The 21971-nt window shown below is 70.0% G+C and carries 24 protein-coding genes; 19 read left to right on the forward strand and 5 right to left on the reverse strand.

The window, feature by feature from the left end; genetic code table 11:
- The first annotated feature begins 226 nt into the window (after positions 1–226).
- The 14 genes from OG251_RS25800 (at position 227) to OG251_RS25865 (ending at position 12632) form a co-directional block, all read left to right on the forward strand.
- Positions 227–1093, forward strand: coding sequence for a hypothetical protein (locus OG251_RS25800; RefSeq protein ID WP_326679358.1), 867 nt, complete (start codon positions 227–229; stop codon positions 1091–1093).
- Positions 1094–1543: 450 nt separating this feature from the next.
- Entirely contained in the window at positions 1544–2251 is a 708-nt protein-coding gene (gene cpaB / locus OG251_RS25805; protein WP_326679359.1) for a Flp pilus assembly protein CpaB, read from the forward strand.
- A gap of 7 nt (positions 2252–2258) precedes the next feature.
- Positions 2259–3548: an AAA family ATPase gene (locus tag OG251_RS25810; protein WP_326679360.1), complete on the forward strand. Its 1290-nt coding sequence runs from the start codon at positions 2259–2261 to the stop codon at positions 3546–3548.
- A 174-nt stretch (positions 3549–3722) separates the two neighbouring features.
- A complete protein-coding gene (locus OG251_RS25815) occupies positions 3723–4094 on the forward strand; it encodes a TadE/TadG family type IV pilus assembly protein (protein WP_326679361.1) in 372 nt (123 codons plus the stop codon).
- A 3-nt stretch (positions 4095–4097) separates the two neighbouring features.
- Complete coding sequence (locus OG251_RS25820) at positions 4098–4520, forward strand: TadE/TadG family type IV pilus assembly protein (protein WP_326679362.1); 423 nt, start codon at positions 4098–4100, stop codon at positions 4518–4520.
- A 106-nt stretch (positions 4521–4626) separates the two neighbouring features.
- Positions 4627–5964 (forward strand): CpaF family protein, encoded by a 1338-nt coding sequence (locus OG251_RS25825; protein ID WP_073718131.1) that lies wholly within the window; start codon positions 4627–4629, stop codon positions 5962–5964.
- A 10-nt stretch (positions 5965–5974) separates the two neighbouring features.
- Positions 5975–6919 carry a type II secretion system F family protein gene (locus OG251_RS25830; RefSeq protein ID WP_073718130.1) on the forward strand — a complete coding sequence of 315 codons (945 nt, stop codon included), beginning with the start codon at positions 5975–5977 and terminating at the stop codon, positions 6917–6919.
- Between the two features lie 22 nt (positions 6920–6941).
- Positions 6942–7829, forward strand: coding sequence for a DUF5936 domain-containing protein (locus OG251_RS25835; protein WP_326679363.1), 888 nt, complete (start codon positions 6942–6944; stop codon positions 7827–7829).
- 49 nt (positions 7830–7878) lie between these two features.
- On the forward strand, positions 7879–9207 hold the full coding sequence (locus OG251_RS25840; protein WP_326679364.1) for a sensor histidine kinase: 1329 nt from the start codon (positions 7879–7881) through the stop codon (positions 9205–9207).
- A 21-nt stretch (positions 9208–9228) separates the two neighbouring features.
- Positions 9229–10293: a response regulator transcription factor gene (locus OG251_RS25845; RefSeq protein WP_326679365.1), complete on the forward strand. Its 1065-nt coding sequence runs from the start codon at positions 9229–9231 to the stop codon at positions 10291–10293.
- A gap of 200 nt (positions 10294–10493) precedes the next feature.
- On the forward strand, positions 10494–10724 hold the full coding sequence (locus OG251_RS25850) for a Flp family type IVb pilin (RefSeq protein WP_326679366.1): 231 nt from the start codon (positions 10494–10496) through the stop codon (positions 10722–10724).
- On the forward strand, positions 10721–11329 hold the full coding sequence (locus OG251_RS25855) for a pilus assembly protein TadG-related protein (protein WP_326679367.1): 609 nt from the start codon (positions 10721–10723) through the stop codon (positions 11327–11329). The genes OG251_RS25850 and OG251_RS25855 overlap by 4 nt, the downstream gene beginning before the upstream one ends.
- 32 nt (positions 11330–11361) lie before the next feature.
- A complete protein-coding gene (locus OG251_RS25860; protein WP_326679368.1) occupies positions 11362–11976 on the forward strand; it encodes a hypothetical protein in 615 nt (204 codons plus the stop codon).
- 8 nt (positions 11977–11984) lie between these two features.
- A complete protein-coding gene (locus OG251_RS25865; protein WP_442818433.1) occupies positions 11985–12632 on the forward strand; it encodes an OmpA family protein in 648 nt (215 codons plus the stop codon).
- Positions 12633–12867: 235 nt separating this feature from the next.
- Here OG251_RS25865 and OG251_RS25870 read toward each other — a convergent pair whose 3' ends face one another.
- From OG251_RS25870 to OG251_RS25880, 3 genes are read right to left on the reverse strand one after another with little or no spacing between them, the layout of a single operon-like run.
- Positions 12868–13317: a DUF3592 domain-containing protein gene (locus OG251_RS25870; protein ID WP_326679369.1), complete on the reverse strand. Its 450-nt coding sequence runs from the start codon at positions 13315–13317 to the stop codon at positions 12868–12870.
- 20 nt (positions 13318–13337) lie between these two features.
- On the reverse strand, positions 13338–13949 hold the full coding sequence (locus OG251_RS25875; protein ID WP_326679370.1) for a hypothetical protein: 612 nt from the start codon (positions 13947–13949) through the stop codon (positions 13338–13340).
- A gap of 44 nt (positions 13950–13993) precedes the next feature.
- Positions 13994–16012 carry a hypothetical protein gene (locus OG251_RS25880; RefSeq protein ID WP_326679371.1) on the reverse strand — a complete coding sequence of 673 codons (2019 nt, stop codon included), beginning with the start codon at positions 16010–16012 and terminating at the stop codon, positions 13994–13996.
- A gap of 428 nt (positions 16013–16440) precedes the next feature.
- Here OG251_RS25880 and OG251_RS25885 point away from each other — a divergent pair, with 428 nt between their 5' ends.
- Together OG251_RS25885 and OG251_RS25890 are read left to right on the forward strand one after the other, a co-directional pair.
- The gene (locus OG251_RS25885) at positions 16441–17034 is read left to right on the forward strand and encodes a hypothetical protein (RefSeq protein WP_326679372.1); all 594 of its coding nucleotides are present in this window, start codon (positions 16441–16443) and stop codon (positions 17032–17034) included.
- Between the two features lie 164 nt (positions 17035–17198).
- On the forward strand, positions 17199–17594 hold the full coding sequence (locus tag OG251_RS25890; protein ID WP_326679373.1) for a hypothetical protein: 396 nt from the start codon (positions 17199–17201) through the stop codon (positions 17592–17594).
- 172 nt (positions 17595–17766) lie between these two features.
- On the opposite strand, the gene OG251_RS25895 is transcribed toward OG251_RS25890, so the two are convergent.
- Entirely contained in the window at positions 17767–18144 is a 378-nt protein-coding gene (locus OG251_RS25895; RefSeq protein ID WP_326679374.1) for a DUF192 domain-containing protein, read from the reverse strand.
- A 104-nt stretch (positions 18145–18248) separates the two neighbouring features.
- On the opposite strand from OG251_RS25895, the gene OG251_RS25900 reads away from it, so the two are divergent.
- The 3 genes from OG251_RS25900 to OG251_RS25910 all read left to right on the forward strand — a co-directional run bounded on the left by OG251_RS25900 (position 18249) and on the right by OG251_RS25910 (position 20727).
- Positions 18249–19127: an A24 family peptidase gene (locus OG251_RS25900; RefSeq protein ID WP_326679375.1), complete on the forward strand. Its 879-nt coding sequence runs from the start codon at positions 18249–18251 to the stop codon at positions 19125–19127.
- A gap of 189 nt (positions 19128–19316) precedes the next feature.
- Positions 19317–20111, forward strand: coding sequence for a class I SAM-dependent methyltransferase (locus tag OG251_RS25905; RefSeq protein ID WP_326679376.1), 795 nt, complete (start codon positions 19317–19319; stop codon positions 20109–20111).
- Positions 20112–20283: 172 nt separating this feature from the next.
- Positions 20284–20727 (forward strand): hypothetical protein, encoded by a 444-nt coding sequence (locus tag OG251_RS25910; RefSeq protein WP_326679377.1) that lies wholly within the window; start codon positions 20284–20286, stop codon positions 20725–20727.
- Positions 20728–20768: 41 nt separating this feature from the next.
- Here the strand turns inward: OG251_RS25910 and OG251_RS25915 are convergent, their stop codons facing one another.
- A complete protein-coding gene (locus OG251_RS25915; RefSeq protein ID WP_326679378.1) occupies positions 20769–21941 on the reverse strand; it encodes a winged helix DNA-binding domain-containing protein in 1173 nt (390 codons plus the stop codon).
- Between the last annotated feature and the right edge of the window lie 30 nt (positions 21942–21971).

The raw sequence follows: 21971 nt of genomic DNA on the forward strand, positions 1-21971 counted from the left end.
TCCGCAGTGGTACAGGAGTTAACCAGTCTCGATTTCGTCCTATTTAGTACCTGGGCGTCGGTCGGGCGGTGTTCGTATGTTGTCGTATCGGTCTCCGATAAGTGTTCTCTGCCTGGTAAGACGTGGCTAAAGTGCTGGAGCAGGAGCACCGGGCAGGAGCGATTGCGGCCGACGACACCACGACGGCCGGAGCTGAACGGGGAAGAGCGTGCCGACCGCAATAGCAGTGACAAGCGCAGATCTGGTGCTGCCGCCCACCGATCAGCAGACACCGACCGCGGCGCTGCTCCAGGCCCCCGAGGCCCAGACCATGGAGCTCGCGATCGGCGACACTCATCTGCTGCTCGAACAGCACGGGTATGTCATCGTGTTGTATCCGTCCAGCATCCAACCCGCCCATGAACGACGGCTGCACGGCATCCGTTCGATCCTGGAGAGCGACCGGATCGCGCTGGTCAAGGTGGACCTGCCGCCGCTCGGAGTGGCCGTACTGGTACGACAGTTGCGCCAGCTGTCCGTGAGTGACCTCAGTCCCGGGGTGGTCGCCTCCGCCGCCCGGCTGCTGTCGCACTACATCTACGCGGGTGCGCTGCTGCACTCGGTGGCCAAGCTGGACCGGTTCCCCGTCAGCCTGAAGAGTCACGCGAAGTCCTGGGTGCCCGGCTCGCAGTTCGCCGCGCTCGCCGGGCCCGAGTCACAGCTCATCAAGGTCGGGCCGCAGGCGGAACCTCTGGCCGGACCGGAATTCGGTACGCATCTTTTGGTGGCCAAGGGGCAGTCGCAGTCGGACTGGGTCCAGGAGACCCTGGCGCCCGCCTGGAAGGTCCAGGCCATTCATGACGCGAGCCTTCCCGGCGAATCCTCCCGCTGGTGGGGTACGGGAAAGCTGGTGGAGTTCGCGGCCTACCTCCCGGACATCTCCGTCCTGTATCAACTGATCTCCTCCGTACGGAGGGAAAAGTGTCACTGGTGCGAAATGGAACTCATCGGCGATCGTTGCGGCTTCTGTTCCTCCCCGCTCGCCGCCTCGGAGAACCGAACACACTCCACCGGTGTCCTGCACCACGAGGCGAATGTGCCGGCCGTGTCATAGCGCCGCCCGTCACCCCGCACCACTGAGCTTCACCCGCACCACACGTAGTACCCGCTCCACCGAGTACGACCCGTACGACCGAGCACCGCCGAGCAGTACCCGTACGACCGAGCCTCCTCCGGCTCACCGAGCAGTACCCGTACCACCGAGCCTCCTCCGGCTCACCGAGCAGTACCCGTATCACCGAGCCTCCTCCGGCTCACCCAGCTCCACCCGCACCAGTGAGCACCGACCGGCTCACACCGCTCCACTCCCCGCTCCCGCACCGGCCCGTCCCCCCGCCCCACCGTCATCTCCGCGAACCCCGCACTTCGCACGCCGAATCACCGCACTACGCGCGTTGTGCTCCTGCAACACCGCACTTCGCGTCCGCACTCGTCCTTCCGCTTTCCGCGCATCCCTCTCTGTCCGCTGCCCCACGCATCCGATTCGAACGAGGTTGTCCGGCCCATGAACTCCCGCCAGCGCCGCGGCGTGATACTCCTGCTCCTGTCGGTCCTGTGTGCCTTCGGTGCTTTCGCCGGCGTGCTCTCGGTGATCAGCGACGTCAACTCGAAGGTCGGCCCCGAGGTGACCGCCTATCAGCTGAAATCCGACGTGGCCCCCTATACGGCCCTGAACGACGGCCAGTTCGAGAAGATCAAGATGCCCAAGCGCTGGCTCTCGGAGAACGCCGTGACCAACCTGCGGGAAGTCGAATCGAAGATCGCCGTCACCCAGCTCCGCAAGGGCTCGCTGCTCCAGTCGGACATGATGGCCCGCAAGCCCGAACTCCGTGCCGGTGAGCAGGAGATCGCCATCATGATCGACGCGGCGACGGGTGTCGCGGGCAAGATCACGCCCGGCGCCACCGTCAACATCTACGCCACGTTCGCCGGTGAGGACCGGGACGACGTCTCCCAGTCCAAGGTCATCGTCTCCAACGCCAAGGTGCTGGACGTGGGCAAGCTGACCGCTCTGGAGCCCCGCGGGGACCAGCGGAGCACCCAGAGCACCGAGGCCGTGCCGATCACCTTCGCCCTGAACACGCTGGACACCCAGCGTGTGGCCTACGCCGAGTCCTTCGCGGAGCACGTGCGGCTCGCCCTCGTCGCGCCCGGCAGCGACGGCACCATCCGCCCGGGGGACCGCACCTACACGCTCGACAAGGACAAGTGAGGATGGGATGACCACCAGAATCCTCCCGGCCGTCGGTGACCTCGACGCGGCCAGATCGGTCACCACACTGCTCAGCCAGCTGCCCGACGCGGAACCGGCCGCGCCGGTCGGCGACTCGACCCAGCTGATCGACACCCTGGCCAGGCTCGCGGGCGAATCCCTCGACGAGCTGCCCGAGGTCGTGCTGGTCCATGAGCGGATCGGCCCGGTACCGGCCCTGGAGCTCATCCGGGAAGTGTCGATGCGCTTCCCGTCCGTCGGGGTCGTCCTGATCACCGCGGATGCCAACCCCGGCCTGTTCGCCGACGCCATGGACTCCGGCGCCCGCGGGCTCGTCACGCTGCCGCTGAGCTACGAGGAGCTGGCCAACCGGGTCCAGGCCGCGTCCCAGTGGTCGGCCGGTGTCCGGCGCCACCTCACGGCGAGCAATGACGTGTTCACCGGCCCCGGGGGCATGGTCCTGACCGTGACCGGCGCCAAGGGCGGCGTGGGTGCCACCGTCACGGCGATCCAACTCGCCCTGGCGGCACAGGCGTCGGGCCACACGGTGGCCCTGGTCGACATGGACCTCCAGACCGGTGACGTCGCCTCGTACCTCGATGTGCAGTTCCGGCGCTCGCTCGTCGACCTGGCGCTGATCACGGAGATCTCGCCGCGGGTCCTGGCCGACGCGGTGTTCTCCCACTCGACGGGCCTGGCCCTGCTGCTGGCACCCGGCGAGGGGGAACGGGGCGAGGAGGTCAGCGACCGGTCCGCCCGCCAGATCGTCAGCGCGCTGCGCACCCGCTACGAGATCGTGGTCATCGACTGCGGCGGCCAGATGAACGGGGCCAACGCGGCGGCCATCGAGATGGCGGACGTGGCCCTGCTGGTGACGACCCCGGACGTCATCGCGGTGCGCGGCGCCAAGCGCATCGTACGGATGTGGGAACGGCTCCAGATCCGCAAGGCGGAGGAGACCATCACCCTCGTCAACCGCTTCACCCGCAACACCGAGATCCAGCCGCCCCTGATCCAGAAGATCACCGGAACCCAGGTGGCGAACGCGGCGGTGCCCGCGAACTTCAAGGAACTCCAGGCATCGGTGGACGCCGGTCGCCTGCACGAACTGGATGCCAAGAGCACCGTCAAGCAAGCGCTCTGGGGACTCGCCGGAGAACTGGGCATCGTCAAGGTCAGCGCGAGCAAGAAGAAGAGCGGCGTCGCATTCAAAAACGACCGTGGCTCGATCGGACGGCCGCGCCGACGGCGCGACGGGGACGACCAGGGCCACGGGAAGACCGAGGGGACACGTTGACCGATGACTACCAACCGGGCACCGGACACCGAGATACGGGGGAGGCGTGACGCCCACAGCTCCCGGGACGGGCTCACGCGCTCCCCGGAGGGGCTCACGCCCTCACGGAGCGGCCTGAGGCGCACGGCCGCCCACCGCCTCCGCGTACGCGGCCGTTTCGTACACGGCCGTTTCGTGCGAGGCCGTGACCGAGACCGCGGGCAGACCGCGATCGAGTTCCTGGGGATGACCCCGTTCATCATCCTGATCATGCTCGTGCTCTGGGAGTGCGCGCTGATCGGTTACACCTGGAGCCTCGCGGGGAACGCGGCGGACGTGGGCGCGCGCAAGGGCAGCGGCGCGGAGTACGCGCAGAGCCGGGCGTGCAAGCAGGGGGCGAAGGCGCACCTGCCGGATGCCTGGAAGGACGGCGTCAAGATCACGTGCAGGTCCAGCCGTGAGCTGTACAAGGCCGACGTCAAACTCAAGGTCCCTGTCCTGGTTCCGGGCCTGTTCGACCTGGACGTGAAGATCACGGGCCACGCCGGCTCGGCGCTGGAGGGCTGAGTGATGACCGCAACCTCACGTGTGAAGCGCTTCGGTGGCAGGAACACCGACAGCCGTCGGCCCTGCCCCCGCCGTACCGACCGGGGCCAGGTCGCCATCGAGTACCTGGGCTTCCTCCCCCTCCTCCTCCTCGTCGCCCTCCTCGCCATCCAGGCCGGACTCGCCGCGTACACGACCGCCCAGGCTGGTACGGCGGCCCGTGCGGCGGCCAGGACGGCGTCCAAGGACTTCCCCACCGGCGACGCCCGTACGGCCGCCAGGGACGCGATGAGCGACTGGCTCGCGGAGGACGGCTTCAAGTACGACGAGCGCGAAGGCTCCGGCGATGTGACGGTCACCATCAAGATCGAGGTCCCCAACGTGGTTCCAGGGATGAAGGGCAAATGGGGCAAGGCCGAACGGAGTTCCACCATGCCCCGCGGCTAGCCCCCGCGAGCCGGGCCGCCCGCCCGCTCGCCCCCGAGGGAACGACCGCCTGCGGGACCGACCACCCGCAGGTTCGACCGGACAGTGAGACCGAGGAGTTACGCACATGAGCCTGCGGGCACGCATGACCGCCCCGGAGGAGCAAGGCGGGGCACGGGAGGACGGCCACATGGTGGCCACCTACCGGGCCAAGCTGCTGGAGGAGATCGACCTCGCGGAGATGTCCTCGCTGGCCGCCGCCGAGCGGCGGGCCCGCCTGGAGCGCGTCCTCGGGCACATCATCAGCCGCGAGGGGCCGGTCCTCTCGACCATGGAGCGCTCGCAGCTGATCCGCCGCGTGGTCGACGAGGCCCTCGGACTCGGCATCCTGGAACCGCTCCTCGAAGACGCCTCCATCACCGAAATCATGGTGAACGGGCCGGACCAGATCTTCGTGGAGCGCAGCGGCAAGGTCGAACAGCTCCCGATGCGCTTCGGCTCGCACGAGCAGCTGATGCAGACCATCGAGCGCATCGTGTCGACCGTCAACCGCCGGGTGGACGAGTCCAACCCCATGGTCGACGCGCGACTGCCCAGCGGTGAGCGTGTCAACGTGATCATCCCGCCGCTGTCCCTGACCGGCGCGACGCTCACCATCCGGCGGTTCCCGAGGTCCTTCACCCTCCAGGAGATGATCGGCTTCGGGTCGCTGGACGAGCAGATGCTGATCCTGCTCGCCGGTCTCGTACAGGCCAAGCTCAACATCATCGTCTCCGGCGCCACCGGCACCGGAAAGACGACGCTGCTCAACGCGCTGTCCGGGCTGATCCCGAACAGCGAGCGCATCGTGACGATCGAGGACTCCGCCGAACTCCAGCTCCAGCAGAGCCATGTGATCCGGCTGGAGTCCCGACCGGCGAACGTGGAGGGCAAGGGCCAGATCACCATCCGCGACCTGGTGCGCAACTCCCTGCGTATGCGCCCCGACCGCATCGTCGTCGGTGAGGTCCGAGGCGGCGAATCGCTTGACATGCTCCAGGCGATGTCCACCGGTCACGACGGATCGCTCGCCACCGTCCACGCCAACAACGCCGAGGACGCGCTGATGCGTCTGCAGACCCTGGCCTCCATGTCGGAGATCAAGATCCCGTTCGAGGCGCTGCACGACCAGATCAACAGCGCCGTCGACGTCATCGTCCAGCTGACCCGGCACGCCGACGGAACGCGAAAGGTCACCGAGATCGCGGCCCTGGACTCGCACGGCCGGGACCCGTACCGCATCGTCACCGTGGCCAAGTTCAACGCCCGGCCGATGGATGCCGAAGGACGGATCCTCGGGGATTTCCAGTACCTCCCCCTGCCCCGCCGGATCGCCGACCGCCTCTACATGGCCAGCCAGCCCATCCCCCAGGCGTTCGGTGTCGCCGCATCCGCCGAACAGCTCGCCACCCGAGAGGCCAACTAGGTACCGAGCCATGGACAATGTGAATCTCCCCCTGATCACGATCGGCGTCACCCTGCTGTGCGGTGTGCTCGGCGTCATGGGCCTGCACGCCTACTCCGGCGGCAAGGCCGACCGCGACGAGCTGGTCGACCGGCTCTCCCACGTCGGTCACCTTCCCGAGACGGGCCGTCGTCGCCGGTTCCGCACGCTCGACCGCAAGCTGCGCAAAACCGCTCTGGGCCGGAAGCTGGAACTGAAGCTCGGCGCGACCGGCATGGAGCTCACACCGGGCGAGTTCTTCGTGTACGCGCTCCTGGCGATGGCCGGGCTGTGGATGATCGCCTCCTCGATGCTCGCCGCGTTCTTCGGCCCGGTGGCCGCCCTGATCGGCCTGTGGGGCACCAACGCCTTCCTGAACTGGCAGCGGGTCAAGCGCACCGAACGCTTCATCAACCAGCTCCCCGAGCTGTCCCGCATCCTCGCCAACGCCACCCAGGCGGGCCTGGCCCTGCGGACCGCGCTGTCCATGGCCGCCGACGAGCTGGAGAACCCGGCCGGTGAGGAACTGGCCCGCGTCGCCCGCCGCCTCGCCGTCGGTGAACCCCTGGAGGACGCGCTCAGCGAGGTGACCGACCGGCTGCCCTCACGCGAACTCGTCGTCCTGGTGACCACACTGGTCCTCTCCAACCGGGCCGGCGGTACGGTCGTCAGCTCCCTGCGCAACCTCACCGAGACCCTGGAGGAACGCAAGGAGACCCGGCGCGAGGTCAAGACCCAGCTGTCCCAGGTCACCGTCACCGCGTACGCCGTACCCGGCTTCGGGATCGGCGCCATGCTGCTGATGAACGCCGTGATGCCCGGCGCCCTCGACCGGATGACCGGGGCCCTCATCGGCCAGATCGCCGTCGTCATCTCCATCGTCCTGTACGCGATCGGATTCATCGTGATCCGGCGCCTGTCCCGTATCGACGTCTGACGGCCTGAGAGAAGAACCAGACATGGACTTGTTGCTTCCACTCGTCGTCGGACTCGCGGTGTACGGAGCCATCCACGGCATCCGGATGTACCGGGCCGATGCCAAACTGCCCGGCGACCTCGCCATCGCCCTGGAATCCGGCGCCACCCGCACCAGCGCGGTGGGCTCCGGCATCGACCGGCTCGGCATCCGCTGGGCCCCCATGGTGCTGCGGATGATGGGACCCAAGGCGGTCACCAAGAAGCGCCGTCAGATCGACCTGGCCGGTAACCCCGGCGGTCTCACCATCGACCGGTACGCCGCCCGGCGCGCCGTCTACGGGGCGCTCGGCGCCCTCGGTGCGTTCGCGATGGTCCTGCAGGGGCAGCTCTTCCTCGCCATCTTCATGATCGCCTTCGGTCTCTTCTGGGTGGAGGCGGGCATCTGGTCCGCCATCCGGGTCCGCCGCGAACACATCGAGCGCACCCTTCCCGACTTCCTGGACGTCCTGGCCGTCGTCGTGTCGGCCGGTCTCGGCTTCCGCCAGGCGCTCGCCCGCGTCGCCGAGAAGTACGAAGGCCCCTGGGCCGACGAACTCCGCATCACCCTGCGTCAGATGGACATGGGTGTCAGCCGGCGCCAGGCATTCGACGAACTGCGCAGGCGCAACGACTCGGAGCAGGTCGCGATGTTCGTCACCACGCTCCAGCAGGGCGAGGAGCTCGGTGCCCCGATCGTCGAGACACTGATCCAGATCGCCAACGACATGCGCCGCACCGACGCCCAGAACGCCCGCCGCAAGGCCGCCAAGGCCGTGCCCAAGGCGACCTTCGCCGTCACCTCGTTCCTCCTGCCCGGCACGCTCCTCCTGCTGACCGTCGGCTTCGTCTACGGCGCCAACGTCGACTTCGGCGCGCTGACGGGCGGCTGACGATGACCGACGACGGCGATCACGGGGACAGACGGGAGGTGGCAGGCCCATGACGTTTCAGCTCAGCGGCATCCAGCACGGACTCACCGCGGACATGTCCACGGCCGCCACCGACCCGCAGGCGCGCCCCGCGCTCGCCATCCAGGTCAACGCCCTCCAGGCGATGTGCCGTCAGGTCTTCGGCTTCCGGCTGGCGATGATCGCCATAGCCACCCCGTTCGCCATCAGCCACACCGCGCGCGGCCTCGCCACCTGGTTCATCGGGGCGGCGATCCTCATCACGTTCATGGGCAGCTACCTCCTGTTCCGCGACTGGGAACGCTTCGGCCCGCGCCTTCTGCGCCACCCCTGGCTGCTCGGCATCGACGTGTTCTTCGGCGCACTGCTGCTGATCACCGCCACCCCCGAGTCGACGCTCGCCTACGTCACCGTCTGCACCCCGCTCCTCGCCGGCCTCGTCTACGGCTGGCGGGGAGCCGCGGTCTTCGCCGCCGTCCAGGTCGTCATCGTCTTCGGCGTCTACAACACCGTCCCGAAGCTCGAAGGCGGCGACGCGACCAACCTCCTGCTTCCCGGCTTCTGCGTGATCGCCGGTGCCGTCGGCGTCACCCTGCGCAATCTGCTCCTGCGCTTCGGCACAGCCAGCCAGGCCCTCACCGAGACCCGCGCCCGCCTCGCCGTCAACGAGGCCGTCGAAGGGGAACGCACCCGTCTCGCCCGCGAGATGCACGACTCCGTCGCCAAGACCCTGCACGGTCTCGCCCTGGCCGCCGACGGCCTCGCCGGATCCGCCGACCGGATGGACCCGCCCACCGTCAGGCAGCAGGCCGAACTCGTCGCCCGTGCCGCCCGCCGGGCCGCGGCCGAGTCCCGCGAACTGCTCACCGACCTCCGGCGCGAGTCCGGCCTGGACGGCGGCGTGGACGTCGTCGACGAACTCCGCGCCCGTGCGGCCGACTTCAGCGACCGCCACGGCCTCGCCGCGACCTTCCGCCGGATCCAGGAGCACATCCCCGTACCGCCCGTCCCGCAGGCGGTCGCCCGGCAGCTGCTCACGGTCGCCTCCGAAGCCATGGAGAACGCCCACCGCCACGCGGGCCCCACCTACCTGATCGTTCTCGCGGGCGTGAAGGGCGACGTCCTGCGCGTCAGCGTCTACGACGACGGACGCGGCCTGCCCGCGGGCACCACCCTCGACTCCCTCCGCCGGGCCGGACACTTCGGCCTCGTCGGCATGGTCGAACGCGCCGCTTCCATCGGCGCCCGCATCCGGATCGGCAGGGGAGAGGCTTCCCAGGGCACCGAGGTGCGCCTGGAAATACCCCTCGCCGCTCTTGGCACCACCGATACCGTCCCTCCATCCACCCCCCACCCGTAGCTCCTGAGAGGAGGTCGCAGAATGCCGGACGACGTCCCCCGCGCGTCGAGTCAGAACTGGGTGGCACAGAACCACGCCTCCCCGCACGCCTCGCCGCACATCGCACCGCGCACCACGGAACACGGCTCTTCAGGGTTTCCCGTTCCCCAGCAGACCGCGGCACCCGAGGTCCTGCCCGTCCCCTTCCCGACGACACCCGGTCCCCAGGCTCCCGCCCAGCTCAGGGTGGTGGTGGCGGACGACAACCCCGTGGTCCGGGCCGGCCTGGGCGTACTGCTCTCCGGCCGCGCCGACATCGAGGTCGTCGCAGAGGCGGCGGACGGCCGCCAGGCCTATGAGCTGGCCCTGCGGCACCGCCCGGACGTCGTCCTGCTGGACGTCCGGATGCCCGGGGTCGACGGCATCTCGGCCCTGCCGCACCTGGTGCGGATCGCACCCGTGATGATGCTGACCTACAGCCGTGAGAGCGAGATCGTCCACGAGGCCCTGCGGCTGGGCGCGGGCGGCTATCTGGTGCACGGCGAGTTCACGGCGGACCAGCTGGTCCAGGCGGTGCGCGACACGAAGCACGGCCGGGCCAACTTCACGGCCACCGCCGCGAACGCCCTGCTCGCCCATATGCGCAACGGCGTGGACCCCGGGCGCGGAACGCTCCCGGAGGGCCTGGGCACCGCCCTGACCGTCGGCGGACCGTACCCGCCCCCCGGCTACGAGGCACAGCCCGGCTTCACACCATCGCCACCACTCACGGTGGCGCCACGACAGGTCCGAGAACCGGAAGGTCTTTCGCAACTGCAACCTGTTGTGGGACAGTCTTCCATGACCAGGGGGCCCGGCGCGGCTCTCAACAGGCAACACCACGGGCTGAGTTCGAGGGAGGTGGAGGTCATGGAGCTGATTGCGTCCGGAATGAGCAACCAGCAGATCGCCGCCACCTGCTTCATCAGCGAGAAGACCGTGAAGAACCACATCAACCGCATCTTCACGAAACTTCACAGCGGCAGCCGCAGCGAGGCGATCGCCCGCTGGCTGGGCACGGCACCCGCGACGGGCAGCGGCTCGCGAGGGGCGGGCGGTCATGGCTGAGCGAGACGGCAACGCGGGGGCCCAGAGCATGCTTTGGGCCCGGGAATGGGCCCTGGGACCCTCTGGGGGACCGGGCGTCCCCCTCTATGTTTCTCATGTCGCAAGCGGCACCGGCCAGGAGGAAGCCGGAGTCGGGCGCGACATGCCAGGAACGTGCGAGTCGGCCGGCAATCGGTCGGCCGAATCAGGAGGGGAACACCATGTCGAACATCACCCTGAAGACCGCCGTCCGCGTCAACGGCTGGGCCAACACCGCCGTCAGCAGCATCCAGAAGCGCTACGCGGCGAAGGACCGGGGTCAGACGGCATTCGAGTACCTGGGCATCATCCTGGTGGTCGTGGCGATCATCGGTGCGATCGCGGCCTCGGGCATCGGCGGGAACATCTCGTCGCGGATCGACGGGCTGGTCACTTCCATCACCTCGAAGTGATCGGACGCCGCCGGTCGGACCGAGGGCAGGCCTTCCCCATCTACATTGTGATGGTGGCGGGCCTGCTTTTCCTCGTGTTCGCCTTCTTTGCTGTCGGCAAGGCATCGGCCTTGCGCAACGGGTCCCAGGGCGCGGCGGACGCCGCCGCGCTCGCCGCCGCTCAAGCCACTCGTGCGAATTTCGAGTCGGGGTTCATCGCCTCGCTCCCCGAGAAAATGCTCGACGCGTTCCTGGCGGCTCCCTTCCCCGTATCGTGCGGCGCGGCCCAGAGCTTCGCTTCCGACAATGACGCGGATGTCGTGAAGTGCGAACCGCCCGAAATCGTCCCCAGGTTCGACAGAATCACCGTCGAGGTCGAGGGTCGCAAAGCGGTGGACTCGTCGGTCATCCCGGGTACGGAGCGCACCTTCGCCACGGCCAAGGCCACGGCCGTCATCGAGTTCCGCTGTGACTGGCAGTCCTTCGACTTCAACGACGACGGTACCCAGGATCTGTACGTCTTCTCGTGCGGCAAGGCCGGGGTGGTCGAGATCGAGCCGTTGGGTGTCAAGCCGCCCTGGTCCGAGATCAGCAAGATTCTCTTTGACGTGCGGTTGGTCGACTAGTGACAGCGAACGACGAGTAGAGGAATCGGACCATGAGTATTCGGCGTACCACGACGGCCAGAAGGATGATGGCCGCCGTCGCGATGACGGCGACCATCACCCTTGCTCTCACCGGTTGCGGTGAGGACAGCGGTGGAGAGGCGCAGGGCGGAGGCTCTTCGGCGCCCTCCACCCCGGCCACGCCCTCGGCGGAGGGCAAGGGGAAGCAGCAGGAAGACACCGCTGCCGGGGAAAACGTGGACCCGAATGCCAAGTTGGCCGAGGTGCGAGGGGAAGGCGGGCTCAAACTCGTCGTCCAGCAGGTCACGCGTGATGCGGGCGGTTTCGTCACCGTGCAGGCGGAGATCACGAACGGCGGCGACGGGACCCGTAACACCGCGAGCTGGGGAGGGCAGGAGCGCTCGGTCGTCGCGAAGAACCCGAACTCGGTGGCCGGCGCCACGCTGGTCGACAAGGTCGGCAAGAAGCGCTACTACGTTCTCAGGGACACGGACGCGCGGTGCCTGTGCACCACGGCGATCGCCCCGTTGTCACCGGGGGAGTCCGCTCCGATCTTCATGCAGTTCCCGGCTCCCCCGGAGACGACGACCGAGGTGGACTTCTCCCTGCCCACCTTCGCCACCGCGTCGCTGAAGATTTCTGGGTGAGCGCCGATATGACGACCATGCGACGGTCCGCGTCAGGGCGTCACACCGGGCGCGTCCTGGTGGTGGGCCTGCTCCTGGCCGGAACCACGGTGTTCGGCGCGTCCACCGCGTTCAGCGACGACGGTCCCAGTGTGCCGCCGGGGACGGAGGCGACGTCCCAGGCCCCGGTGCAGCTCGACGCCAACGACCCCGACCTCAAGATGCCGGAGGGCGGGACGCTGGCGCCCGGCAAGGTTCTCGACATCGTGCAGGTGGTCGAGGACATGGGCGGCGAGGAGCGCCGTGAGGACAGCAACGCCAACATCAAGTTCGCGCTCCAGGCCGAGGTGCTCTTCGGCAAGGACAGCGCGAAGCTGAGTCCGGCGGCCAACTCGCGTATCGCCGCCATCGCGGCGGAGATCAAGAAGCAGAACGCGACCAAGGTCCGTGTCTTCGGCTTCACCGACGACCTCGGCTCCTCGGCCCACGGTGACGTGCTCTCCAAGCAGCGCGCCGACGCCGTGCACGGGGTGCTGTCGAAGGAGCTCGGGGCCACGATCTCGTTCGAGATCCGCGGATACGGCGAGCAGTACCCGATCGCCAGCAACAGCAACGAAGAGGGCAGGAAGAAGAACCGGCGCGTGGAGGTCTCCTTCCCGCGCGGCAGCGCTTCCTGACCCCCACCGCAACGCGCGACGTGCGCGGGGCCCGGCACCGCGACCACTGGAACCCCAGGGTCGCGGTGCCGGGCCCTCGCCGTTTCGGCCGCCCCTTCGGCTCCGTCGCCGCACAGGTACCGTGCCCCCTGTGACCGGGCTGTACAGATGCCGCGCCCCCGTGGCCATACAGGTACCGCGCCCCCGTACCCGTACCGGCGCCTCCGCCCCGTACTCGAGTCGCCGGTGCGCGCCGTCAGGTCCATCCGCCCGTCGCCGCGAACCCCAGCAGCAGGCCCGCCGCGAACAGGGTGAGTACGAGCGTGAACAGGGCCGGCTTCAGCAGGGGCCACCAGGCTCCCGGGCCCGCCACCGTGGCGCGGCGCGCCGGGTCCGACGGGTCGTAGCGGACCCGGACCGGAGCCCCTGGGCCGATGCCGGAGAGCGTGGGGGAGGCATCGGTGAACTCGACCTCGTGGCCCTGCGCGGCAGTGAAGGCGAACACGTACTCCGTCGCGTAGCCGCGCTCCGTGTCCGGGCCGCGGTCGACCGTGCGACGTCGCGCGCAGCGGCCCTCGGCGAGGAGGCCGTGCCGGACCAGGCGGAGCACCCGGGCCGTCCGCAGGGCCGAGCCGGCCGCGAACGCGGCCAGGAACAGGCCGAACAGAAACAGGAAGGTGGCGGTGCCGCCGGGCAGGAAGTCCATGGAAGGCGGGCCCGGCGGCGCTACTTGACGGTGATGGACTTGACGAACGCGTCCAGGTCTCCGGTGCTCAACTGGTCCTTCACCGCGTTGATCCGGACGGCGAACGGCACCCCCTTGGAGTCGACGCCCGCGACCACGACGCCCGTCATCGGTGTCCCGACCGTCGGGGTGTCCTCCTTGCCGTCCGCGGTGAACTCGTAGTCGATCCTGCGGGCCTCACGGGCGCTCTCCGCGCCGACGAGCCGGATGTCCTCGGTCGCCTTGCGGGTGGAGCCGAGGCCCAGGCCGGCGCCCGCCGCGGCCGCCGCCTCGCCCGCGGTGCTGACGCCGGTGGCGAAGTCCAGCTGGACCGAGACCATGCCGGTGCGCACCCCGGACTCCTGCTTGAGCGCCACGGCGGCGTTGCTCTTGCTGCGCCGGTCCGCGGGCTGCTCGGCGTACCCCTTGTTCTTGGGGTAACCGACGGAGAGCGCCTTGGTGTCCAGCGTGCCCCAGCCGTCCGGGACCGACGCGGCGTCGTCGCTGCCGCAGCCGGTGAGCAGGGTGGTCAGGGCGATGACGGCCGCGGCGGCTGCTGCCGCCGCGCCGAACGGCCGGGACTTCTTCAACGGGGACGTGTTCGTGGCCGTCATCGGTGGTCTCATCGCCTCTTCGTCGTGCGGTCGGTCCGCCGTGCTCACTTCGCGCAGTAGCTGTACGGAAGATACGTGCGATTGTCGCCCTGCGGGGCTCCGAGGAACCGCGCGTCCGTCAGCGTCTCCTTCTTGTGCTCGTCGGAGAGGGAGAAGCCGAGGCTCATCCCGAGGGAGACCTCGAAGCCGAACTCCTGGGCGTCCGTCTCGCCGAGGTAGCGCATCGTGCTGGACAGGCCGTCCTCGAACATCATCTGCTCGAAGGGGTCGCTTCCCTCGGGCCGCTTGTCCATGGCGTGGTCGCCGAACATGTACTCGAACGGGGCGGTGTTGTTGCCCGAGCCGTCCAGCCACTGCTCGGCGATGGCCCGCTTGTCCTCGGTGGCCTTGTCGGTGTCCTTGCCGAAGATGATCGAGTTCGTCTGGACGTCGATGCCGGAGTCGCCGGAGGAGTCGCCGACGCTGCCCTTGCCGCCGCGCTTGTCCTCGCCCTTCTCGCCGTTGTCGCCGCCGACCTCGACCTTGCCGGACGTGGAGCCCTTGTCCACGGTCTGGGTCATGTCGATCCGGACGATCTTCCCGGTCTTCTGGTCGCGGGTGACGGTGATGGCGCCGGTGTGGTTCTCCTTGCCGCCCAGCGTGCCCTTCAGCGGCCCCGCGTTTCCGCTGACCTTGCCTTCGAGTTCGAGCTTGGCGGTGTACGTGGACGACTCGTTGCCGTTCACGTCGTCCTTGGTGATGGTCACGTCGGGGGAGAACTTGGCCTTGCCGCCCAGCTTGGCACCGAGCTCCGTCTCGTCGCCCGACTTGATGGAGAGGCCGCCGTCCGCGTACGCGTTGAGTCCGACGGTCGAGTAGGAGATCTTCTTGTCGCCGATCTTCTTCTCGATGTCTTCCTTCTTCTCGGCCCACTTCATACCGGAGTACCAGCCGCCGCCGTACCCACCGCTGTGCTTGGTGGCGGTCTCCCACATCTTCATTTCCTCGATGTCGTCCCGCATCTTCTGAGCCTCTTCCTCGCTCTTGAAGATCCAGGTGTCACCGTTGGTGATCTTGATGCCGCCGCCGATGTCGACGTCCGCCTTGCCGAGGCTGCCGAGCTTGACGCCCGGGGTGCTGGCGGTGGCACCCGCCGAGGCCGCGTCGGTGAACGTCATGGAGACCTGCTTGTCGTTCTCGTCGACCTTGCCGTCCCCGTTCACATCGGAGTTGGCCCGCGACACCTTCTGCTGGAAGCCGTACTCCTCGCCCCACTCGAACCAGCCGATCTTGACCTTGCCGCCGGCCGTGTCCGAGATGCTGGAGACCTGGCACATCTTGGGCTCGTAGTCGGCGTCGGTCTTCGGCTTCGCCTCGGGTTCCCCGCCGCCCGTGGAGCAGGAGCCGCCGCCACCGGCGAGCGAGCTGATCGCGCACCGGATGCGTTCGCCGATCCTCCCGCCTACCCCGGCCATCGCCATCGCGCCGATCAGCGTGACGACGAGGACGACCACCCCGAGGTACTCCATGGCGGTGGCCCCGCCGTCCCGCCAGTTGTACGAGTAGTGCGGCGTGGGAGGGGGCTGGGTGGCGCGCTCCTCCAGCAGCCGGTCGACTGCCACACCCGCTGCCGCACCCGTGGCCAGCGAGACGACCGGCATCAGGACACCCTCGATGTCCACGACGTCCCACGAGACGGCGAATCCGTACACGAGGCCGGCCAGCGGGACCGCCAGGGCACCGAGGAGATAGACGATCCGGTTCTCGCGGTGCTCGTCGGGGAGGATGCGGGCCGCGGCCAGGACCGTCAGCAGGGTGACGACGAGGCTCGGTACGTGCATGAGGGCGAGGCGCCAGCCGAACGACTCCAGGCGTGCTTCGCTGCCCAGCAGCTCGACCAGCACCCGGTTGGTCATGAACCCGGCGGCGATGTAGACCAGCGCACCCGTGGCCCAGCTCCGCGTCAACGCGAAGAACCAGCCGCTCTGTTCCCGTTGATACAGGGTGCCGGACCCGTCCGGACCGCGGTGTCCCGCCGATATGTGGCCCGCGCTCCTGTCCCCCCAGCCGCCGCCACCACTCACGGTTCAACCTCTCTCCGGCACACGTGTGTTGCCTGTTGACCGTGAGCGTACGGCCGGAAATCGGCGGTGGCGCGGGTCCCCGGTCCCAAAGCCGGGCCCAACTCCCGTGCCCTGAACGGGGGCGTACCGGGCGGACGGGTGCGCCGGTTTGGCATGACGGGGGCGAAGGTTCCGATTTGGGCCGCTCTTGGGCCCGTGGACCCACGCCGGAACCGTCGCGGCTCAATACGCTCGTACCTGCCGGTGGTTCGCCGACCACGACACCGCCGCTGTCCAGCTCTGTGTCCGGATGTCCGCACGATCACCTCCGGGCCATACCCATAGGCAAATCGATCTCCGGTGGTGCTTGTCCGACCGGGCATCGACCCCTACTGTCGAATTTGCGCACGCGAATATTCATGTTCACGCTGTGATGGGGTGAGGCGTCGATGAGTGCCGGCTTCTTCTACTCGTACCACCTGGGCTGGACCCGGCTGGACGCTCAGACACTCCTGGGCGACCTCGAAGCGGAAGGGCTGCGCCTGGCCCATCCGGCAACCGGGCGCACCGTCCTGGTCAGTCAGGACTCCGTGTCGGCCGGGGCCCGTTCCCCCGTCACCCGCGAACAGCTGCTGTCCATCGCCGGACTGCAAAGGCTCGCCGAGATCGGGTTCCGGCTCTGGGTGGGCGGCTCCACGGACGTCCTCGTACGCATCCGCCGCGCCCGGAGCGGGGCGGTGGCCGTCGAGTTCGGCCTGGGCGAACTGCCGCCGGCCGAGCAGGACAGGGTCGTGAGCGCCATACGCCGGACCATCGGGCGGGCATCCGTCCTGTGCATCGGCTTCGTCGTCGACCGGCGGGGCACGACGGCCGCCACCGACTGGGACGGCGTCGTCATCGACGGCGCGGCGTCTCTAGACGAGTGGCCCGACGTCGTCGCCGTGCGCGAGGAAATCGCCGCCGGACATCCGCAGCTGGCGGTCCTGGACTCGGTGGGGCACTCCCCGTGGCGGGTGTTCGGGAACGCGGTGCTCAGTGTCTGACGCGGCGCGGCACCCCGCTCATGGAGCCCGGCGGCCAGTGGGTCCTGGGGCCCAAGACGTCCGCGACCTGGGCGGTTAGCGTCACCTTGGTACCGGATCAGGGTCCGGCCCGGCGCTCCCCCATGGTGCCGGGCCGGACCGCTACCAGAAGGTGACGGCAACACGTGCAGACGGCGGAGCAGCTCACGCTGACCGAGGAGGAGTCCCAGCTCCTCCAGCAGGGCTTGATCGAATGGACCGGTCCGGCCCGCTGTACGGAGGAGTTCGCCGTCGCCATGGGCTTCGCCGGCACCGAGGACCTGTACGACCGGGGCATCCGGATCCGCGGTGCGCTGGCCGCGCGGCAGGCCCTGGAGCCGATGGACTGGGCGCGTGCGCTGCTGGCCACCGAACTCGCCTTCGCCAGTGAGGTGGTCGGTTCCGGATACGGGTGGGCCACGACGACCGGCTGGCCCGACGACCTCACCGTGCGCGTCCTGCGCTCCACCCAGCTGAAGCTGATCCGCACCGTCGGCCCGCTGGTCGGCCGCGGGCTCGGCACCCGCCACGCGCGCTTCTGACCCGCTCCCGCCCGCAGGCGCGCGGGTGACAGAGATGACTGGAACCCGCGCGGAGTTCCCCGGCCCCGCCCGCGGTACCAAGGCGTCCCACCGCTGACGGCGGCGGCCCCGTCGCGCGAGGGCCGCCCATCGTCACACCGTGCCCCGCGACTGCCGCGACGCGGGAGAGCGGCTACGCGTCGCTCCCGGCCGTCACGTGGACCTCGACCCGCGCGCCCGGCCGCAGCCCCCAGCGCTCCATCGCCCCGGCCTCCGACTCCATCACATGCCGGGCGCGCAGCCGCGGCAGCCCGAGCCGGCCGGGCTTCATCGTGCGGACCGCCAGCACGTTGAACTTCCGGTCCAGGTACGCCACATCGATGGTGAACCGCATCCGGAAGGTGTGCACACTCCCGCACGGCGTGAGCATCAGCGCCCCGTCGATCCCGTCCCGCCCGAGCAGCCCCCGGGTACGGGCCCGGTAGGAGGCCGCTATCCGCAGCGGAACCTCACGCTCCCCGGTGTCCGCGCCGACCGTGAGCACTGCGTCGCCATCGCGCCATTTCCTCATGGGCACCGACCGTAGCCCCCGGCGCCGGATCGTGGGTCCCGAACGGCCACCAGTGGGCCCCAGGGCCCAAGCCCCTTGTCGTACCGCCCGATTAAGGTCCAGGTGTGGACGCAACGCTGATCGCCGTCGCCGCCCTGTGGGGCGCCGCCACCGGGCTGCTGATCCCGCGTGCCGCGTACCGGTTCTCCGTCGAGCCGGAGGAGCCCTGGCGCGACACCTGCCCCGCGGGGCACCCGCTCACCGGACCCGCCCGCGGCTGGCTCGGCTCGACACGGTGCACGGCCTGCGCCGTGGCGGTCGTCCCGGTCTCCCGGCCGGTGGCACCGGGCGATCACGACGGCGAGCGTGACGGGGGCCGCGACGGCGAGAGCGGCCGTGAGGGCGACGGGGGCCGTGACGCGACTGCGGAGGCGACCGGCTCCCCGGTTCCGGGCACCGGCCGCTACGCCCCCGGCATCCTCGCCCCTGCCGTCACCGCACTCGCCTGCGCCGCGCTGGCGGCCGGCGCCGGGCTCAGGCCCGAACTCGCGGTCTGGCTGCTGCTCGCCCCGGTCGCCGTGCTCCTCGCCGTCGTCGACCGCCGCGTCCACCGGCTGCCCGACCCGCTGACCCTGCCCCTGGCCGCCGCTGCGGCGCTGCTCCTGGGAACCGTCTCCCTGCTCCCCGAACACGCCGGATCCTGGACCTCCGCACTGCTCGGCGGCCTCGCCCTCGGCGGCTTCTACTTCCTGCTCTTCCTGATCAACCCCAACGGCATGGGCTTCGGCGATGTGAAGCTCGCCCTCGCCCTCGGCGTCGCCCTGGGCTGGTACGGCTGGGCGGTGCTGTTCGTCGGGGGCTTCGCAGGGTTCCTGTTCGGGGCGGCGTACGGGCTCGGGCTCGTGATCCTGCGCCGCGCCGGACGCAGGACCGGCATCCCGTTCGGCCCGTTCATGATCGCGGGCGCGCTCGTCGGTCTGCTGCTGGGCGCCCTGGCCGCCTGAGCGCCTGCCCGGACCACGTACGCCGCACCCGCGCCCGTCCTGACCACGTGTGCCGCACCCCCGCCCGCACCCGTCCGGACCACGTACGCCGCCCCGCGCCCGCACCCGTCCGGCCCGCCACCCGTCACCCGCCGTGCCCGGCACGGAATGCGGTCGCGTACCTCCGTGTCCACCTGCCACGATGCGCGTATGCCCGAACAGTCCACCCCCTCCTCCGCAGCCTCCGACGCGCGGTTCGATGCCCTCGTCGCCGAGGCCGACGCCGTCTCCGTGGACGGCTGGGACTTCTCCTGGCTCGACGGCCGGGCCACCGAGCAGCGCCCCTCCTGGGGATACGCCCGTGCCATGGCGGACCGGCTGGCCCGAGCGGAGGCCGCACTCGACGTCCAGACCGGCGGCGGCGAGGTCCTGGCCGCCGCGCCGAAGCTCCCCCGGCTGACGGTGGCCACCGAGTCCTGGCCCCCCAACGTCGCCAAGGCCACCGCCCTGCTGCACCCGCGCGGTGCCGTCGTCGTCGTGGACGAGGACGAGCCGCCGCTGCCGTTCGGGGACGCGGCCTTCGACCTGGTGGTCAGCCGGCACCCGGTGACCACCTGGTGGGAGGAGATCGCCAGGGTCCTGACGCCGGGCGGCACGTACTTCTCGCAGCAGGTCGGACCGGCGAGCGTCTTCGAGCTGGTCGAGTACTTCCTCGGCCCGCAGCCGCCCGAGGTGCGCGGGGCCCGTGACCCGGAGCAGGCGCGTGCCGCCGCCGAAGCGGCCGGTCTCGACGTGGTCGATCTGCGGCCGGAACGGCTGCGCACCGAGTTCTTCGACATCGGGGCCGTCGTCTACTTCCTGCGCAAGGTGATCTGGATGGTGCCGGGCTTCACGGTCGAGCGCTACCGCCCGCGGCTGGCCGCCCTGCACCGGCAGATCGAGGCCGAGGGCCCGTTCGTCGCCCACACCACCCGCTTCCTGATCGAGGCCCGCAAGCCGCTCTAGCCCCGAACCCGGGCCCGCACGGCCCGCCCGGCCGCCGTGCCGGTGTCAACCCGCTCACCACGTACGTCAGTTCATGACCGCACCGCAGGCAACGGGATGCGCTCCACGGCCGTCCTACCCAAGGGCGGTGCGACCCTGGTGGCGGAGCGCGCAGTGGAGGGGTGGGCAGGTCATGACGGTGGAGAGGGAAGAGCCCGGCGGGCCGGCGGGCCGTCCGCGGCACGGCAGGCCCGAATGGCTCCGGGGCGCCCGCATCACCGAGGTCCAGGGCGTCTTCTACCGGCCGGAGGGCCGCGCGGGCGAGCCGGAGGCCGTCGAGTTCGTGATCCCGGACGGTCAGTCGGTGCTGCTGACCTGCGCTTCCGACGGGACGCTGCGGGTCACCCCCGGCGCCTGGCCGGAGCTGCCCGCATGGTGTGTACCGGCGAATCAGTGGCAGCACGCCGCCGTGACGAATCTTCCCCCGGTGCCGTACGGGGGAGCGTGGACGGTCATCGGTACGCGGGAGCGCCGGGACGAGAAGGGCGAGGTGCGCGAGGCCGTCATCCGGTGCGAGGACGGGGACTTCGTGGTCGCCGGAGGGGACACGATGGCGGTCCGCTTCGACCGTCACTGAGGCACGGGGACCGGTGTCGCCCCCGCCTTCCCTCCGCCGTCCTACGCGTGCGCCCCCACCGTCACCTTCCCCACCGTCAGCTCCGCCTTCCCCTCCAGTACCGCGGCCACCCGCTCCACCTGCTCCTCCAGCGCCCGCAGCTGTGCGGGCCTCAGCGGGGTCAGGGGCTCCACCGTCACCGCGATCCGGCGCCCCGAGCGACGCTGGTGCCAGACCCCGGCGACCTCGCCGTCCACCAGCAGTACCGGGTGGTTCCCCGCCTGGCCGCCCGCCAGGGCCCGCTGGTACGCGACGCCCGGGAACAGCCGCTCGCGGGGCTGGGAGGCGATGGTGAACGCGTCGAAGTAGGGGAGCAGCCGCACCCCGCGTACCGGACCGTCCGGGAACGCGGTGTCGCCCGCCACCACCCAGGCCGCTCCGGCGTCCTCGAACGCCACCTCCTCGATGGCCCCTGCCGAGGACAGGGAGGCGAACAGCTCGTCGGCCCAGCGCTTCGGCGCGGCGAGCCACTTCGCGAAGTGCGCGGGCGTGGCGGGCCCGTACGCGTGCAGATAGCGCTCCACCAGGGCGGCCAGAGCCCGTGGGCCGGGCAGGGGAGTGCTGCCCGGGTTGGTGTACGTGGCCTTGCGGCCGCGGTTCGGGGCGTAGCACAGGGCTCCCCGGTGACCCGCCAGATGCAGCACCTGGCGCCAGCGCGGCCACATCGCCTGGAACGCCGGCATCACCGGGTCCCCGGCCCACGGCCCGGTCCGGGCGACGACCTCGTCGGAGAGCTCGTCGATCGTCAGCTCCCGGCCGGTCAGGGCGTCGGCGACGGCGGTGACGACCGCCTCCACCTGGTCCGGTGTCATCCGGGCGTCCTTCGCGAACGGGCCGGTGCCGGTGGGTACGGCGGACAGGGCGCCGGTCCAGAACGGGAGGTCACCGGCGGGGAGCAGATGGACGGTGCCGCGCGGCCCGAACGTCTTGACCAGGGTGCGGTCGGTCCACAGTGCCGTACGCACGCCGGTCCGGGTCAGCCCGTCGGCGCGCAGCCCCACGGAGAGCTCGGCGGCGGACATCACCTGGGCGTGTGCCCCGAGCATCGCGCCCACGGCCCCGGGCGCCGAGAACCCGGCCTCCGACGAGGCGTCGGGGTACACGTGCTGGCGGGACAGCCGCCGCGCGTTCGCCTCGGGCCAGGTCACGGTCACGGTGGCGGTTCGTGTCGTCATGCGCCCGAATCTAGGGCCGCAATAGGCCGG

Origin of the sequence: Streptomyces sp. NBC_01237 (assembly GCF_035917275.1) — a bacterium.
GTDB lineage: Bacteria > Actinomycetota > Actinomycetes > Streptomycetales > Streptomycetaceae > Streptomyces.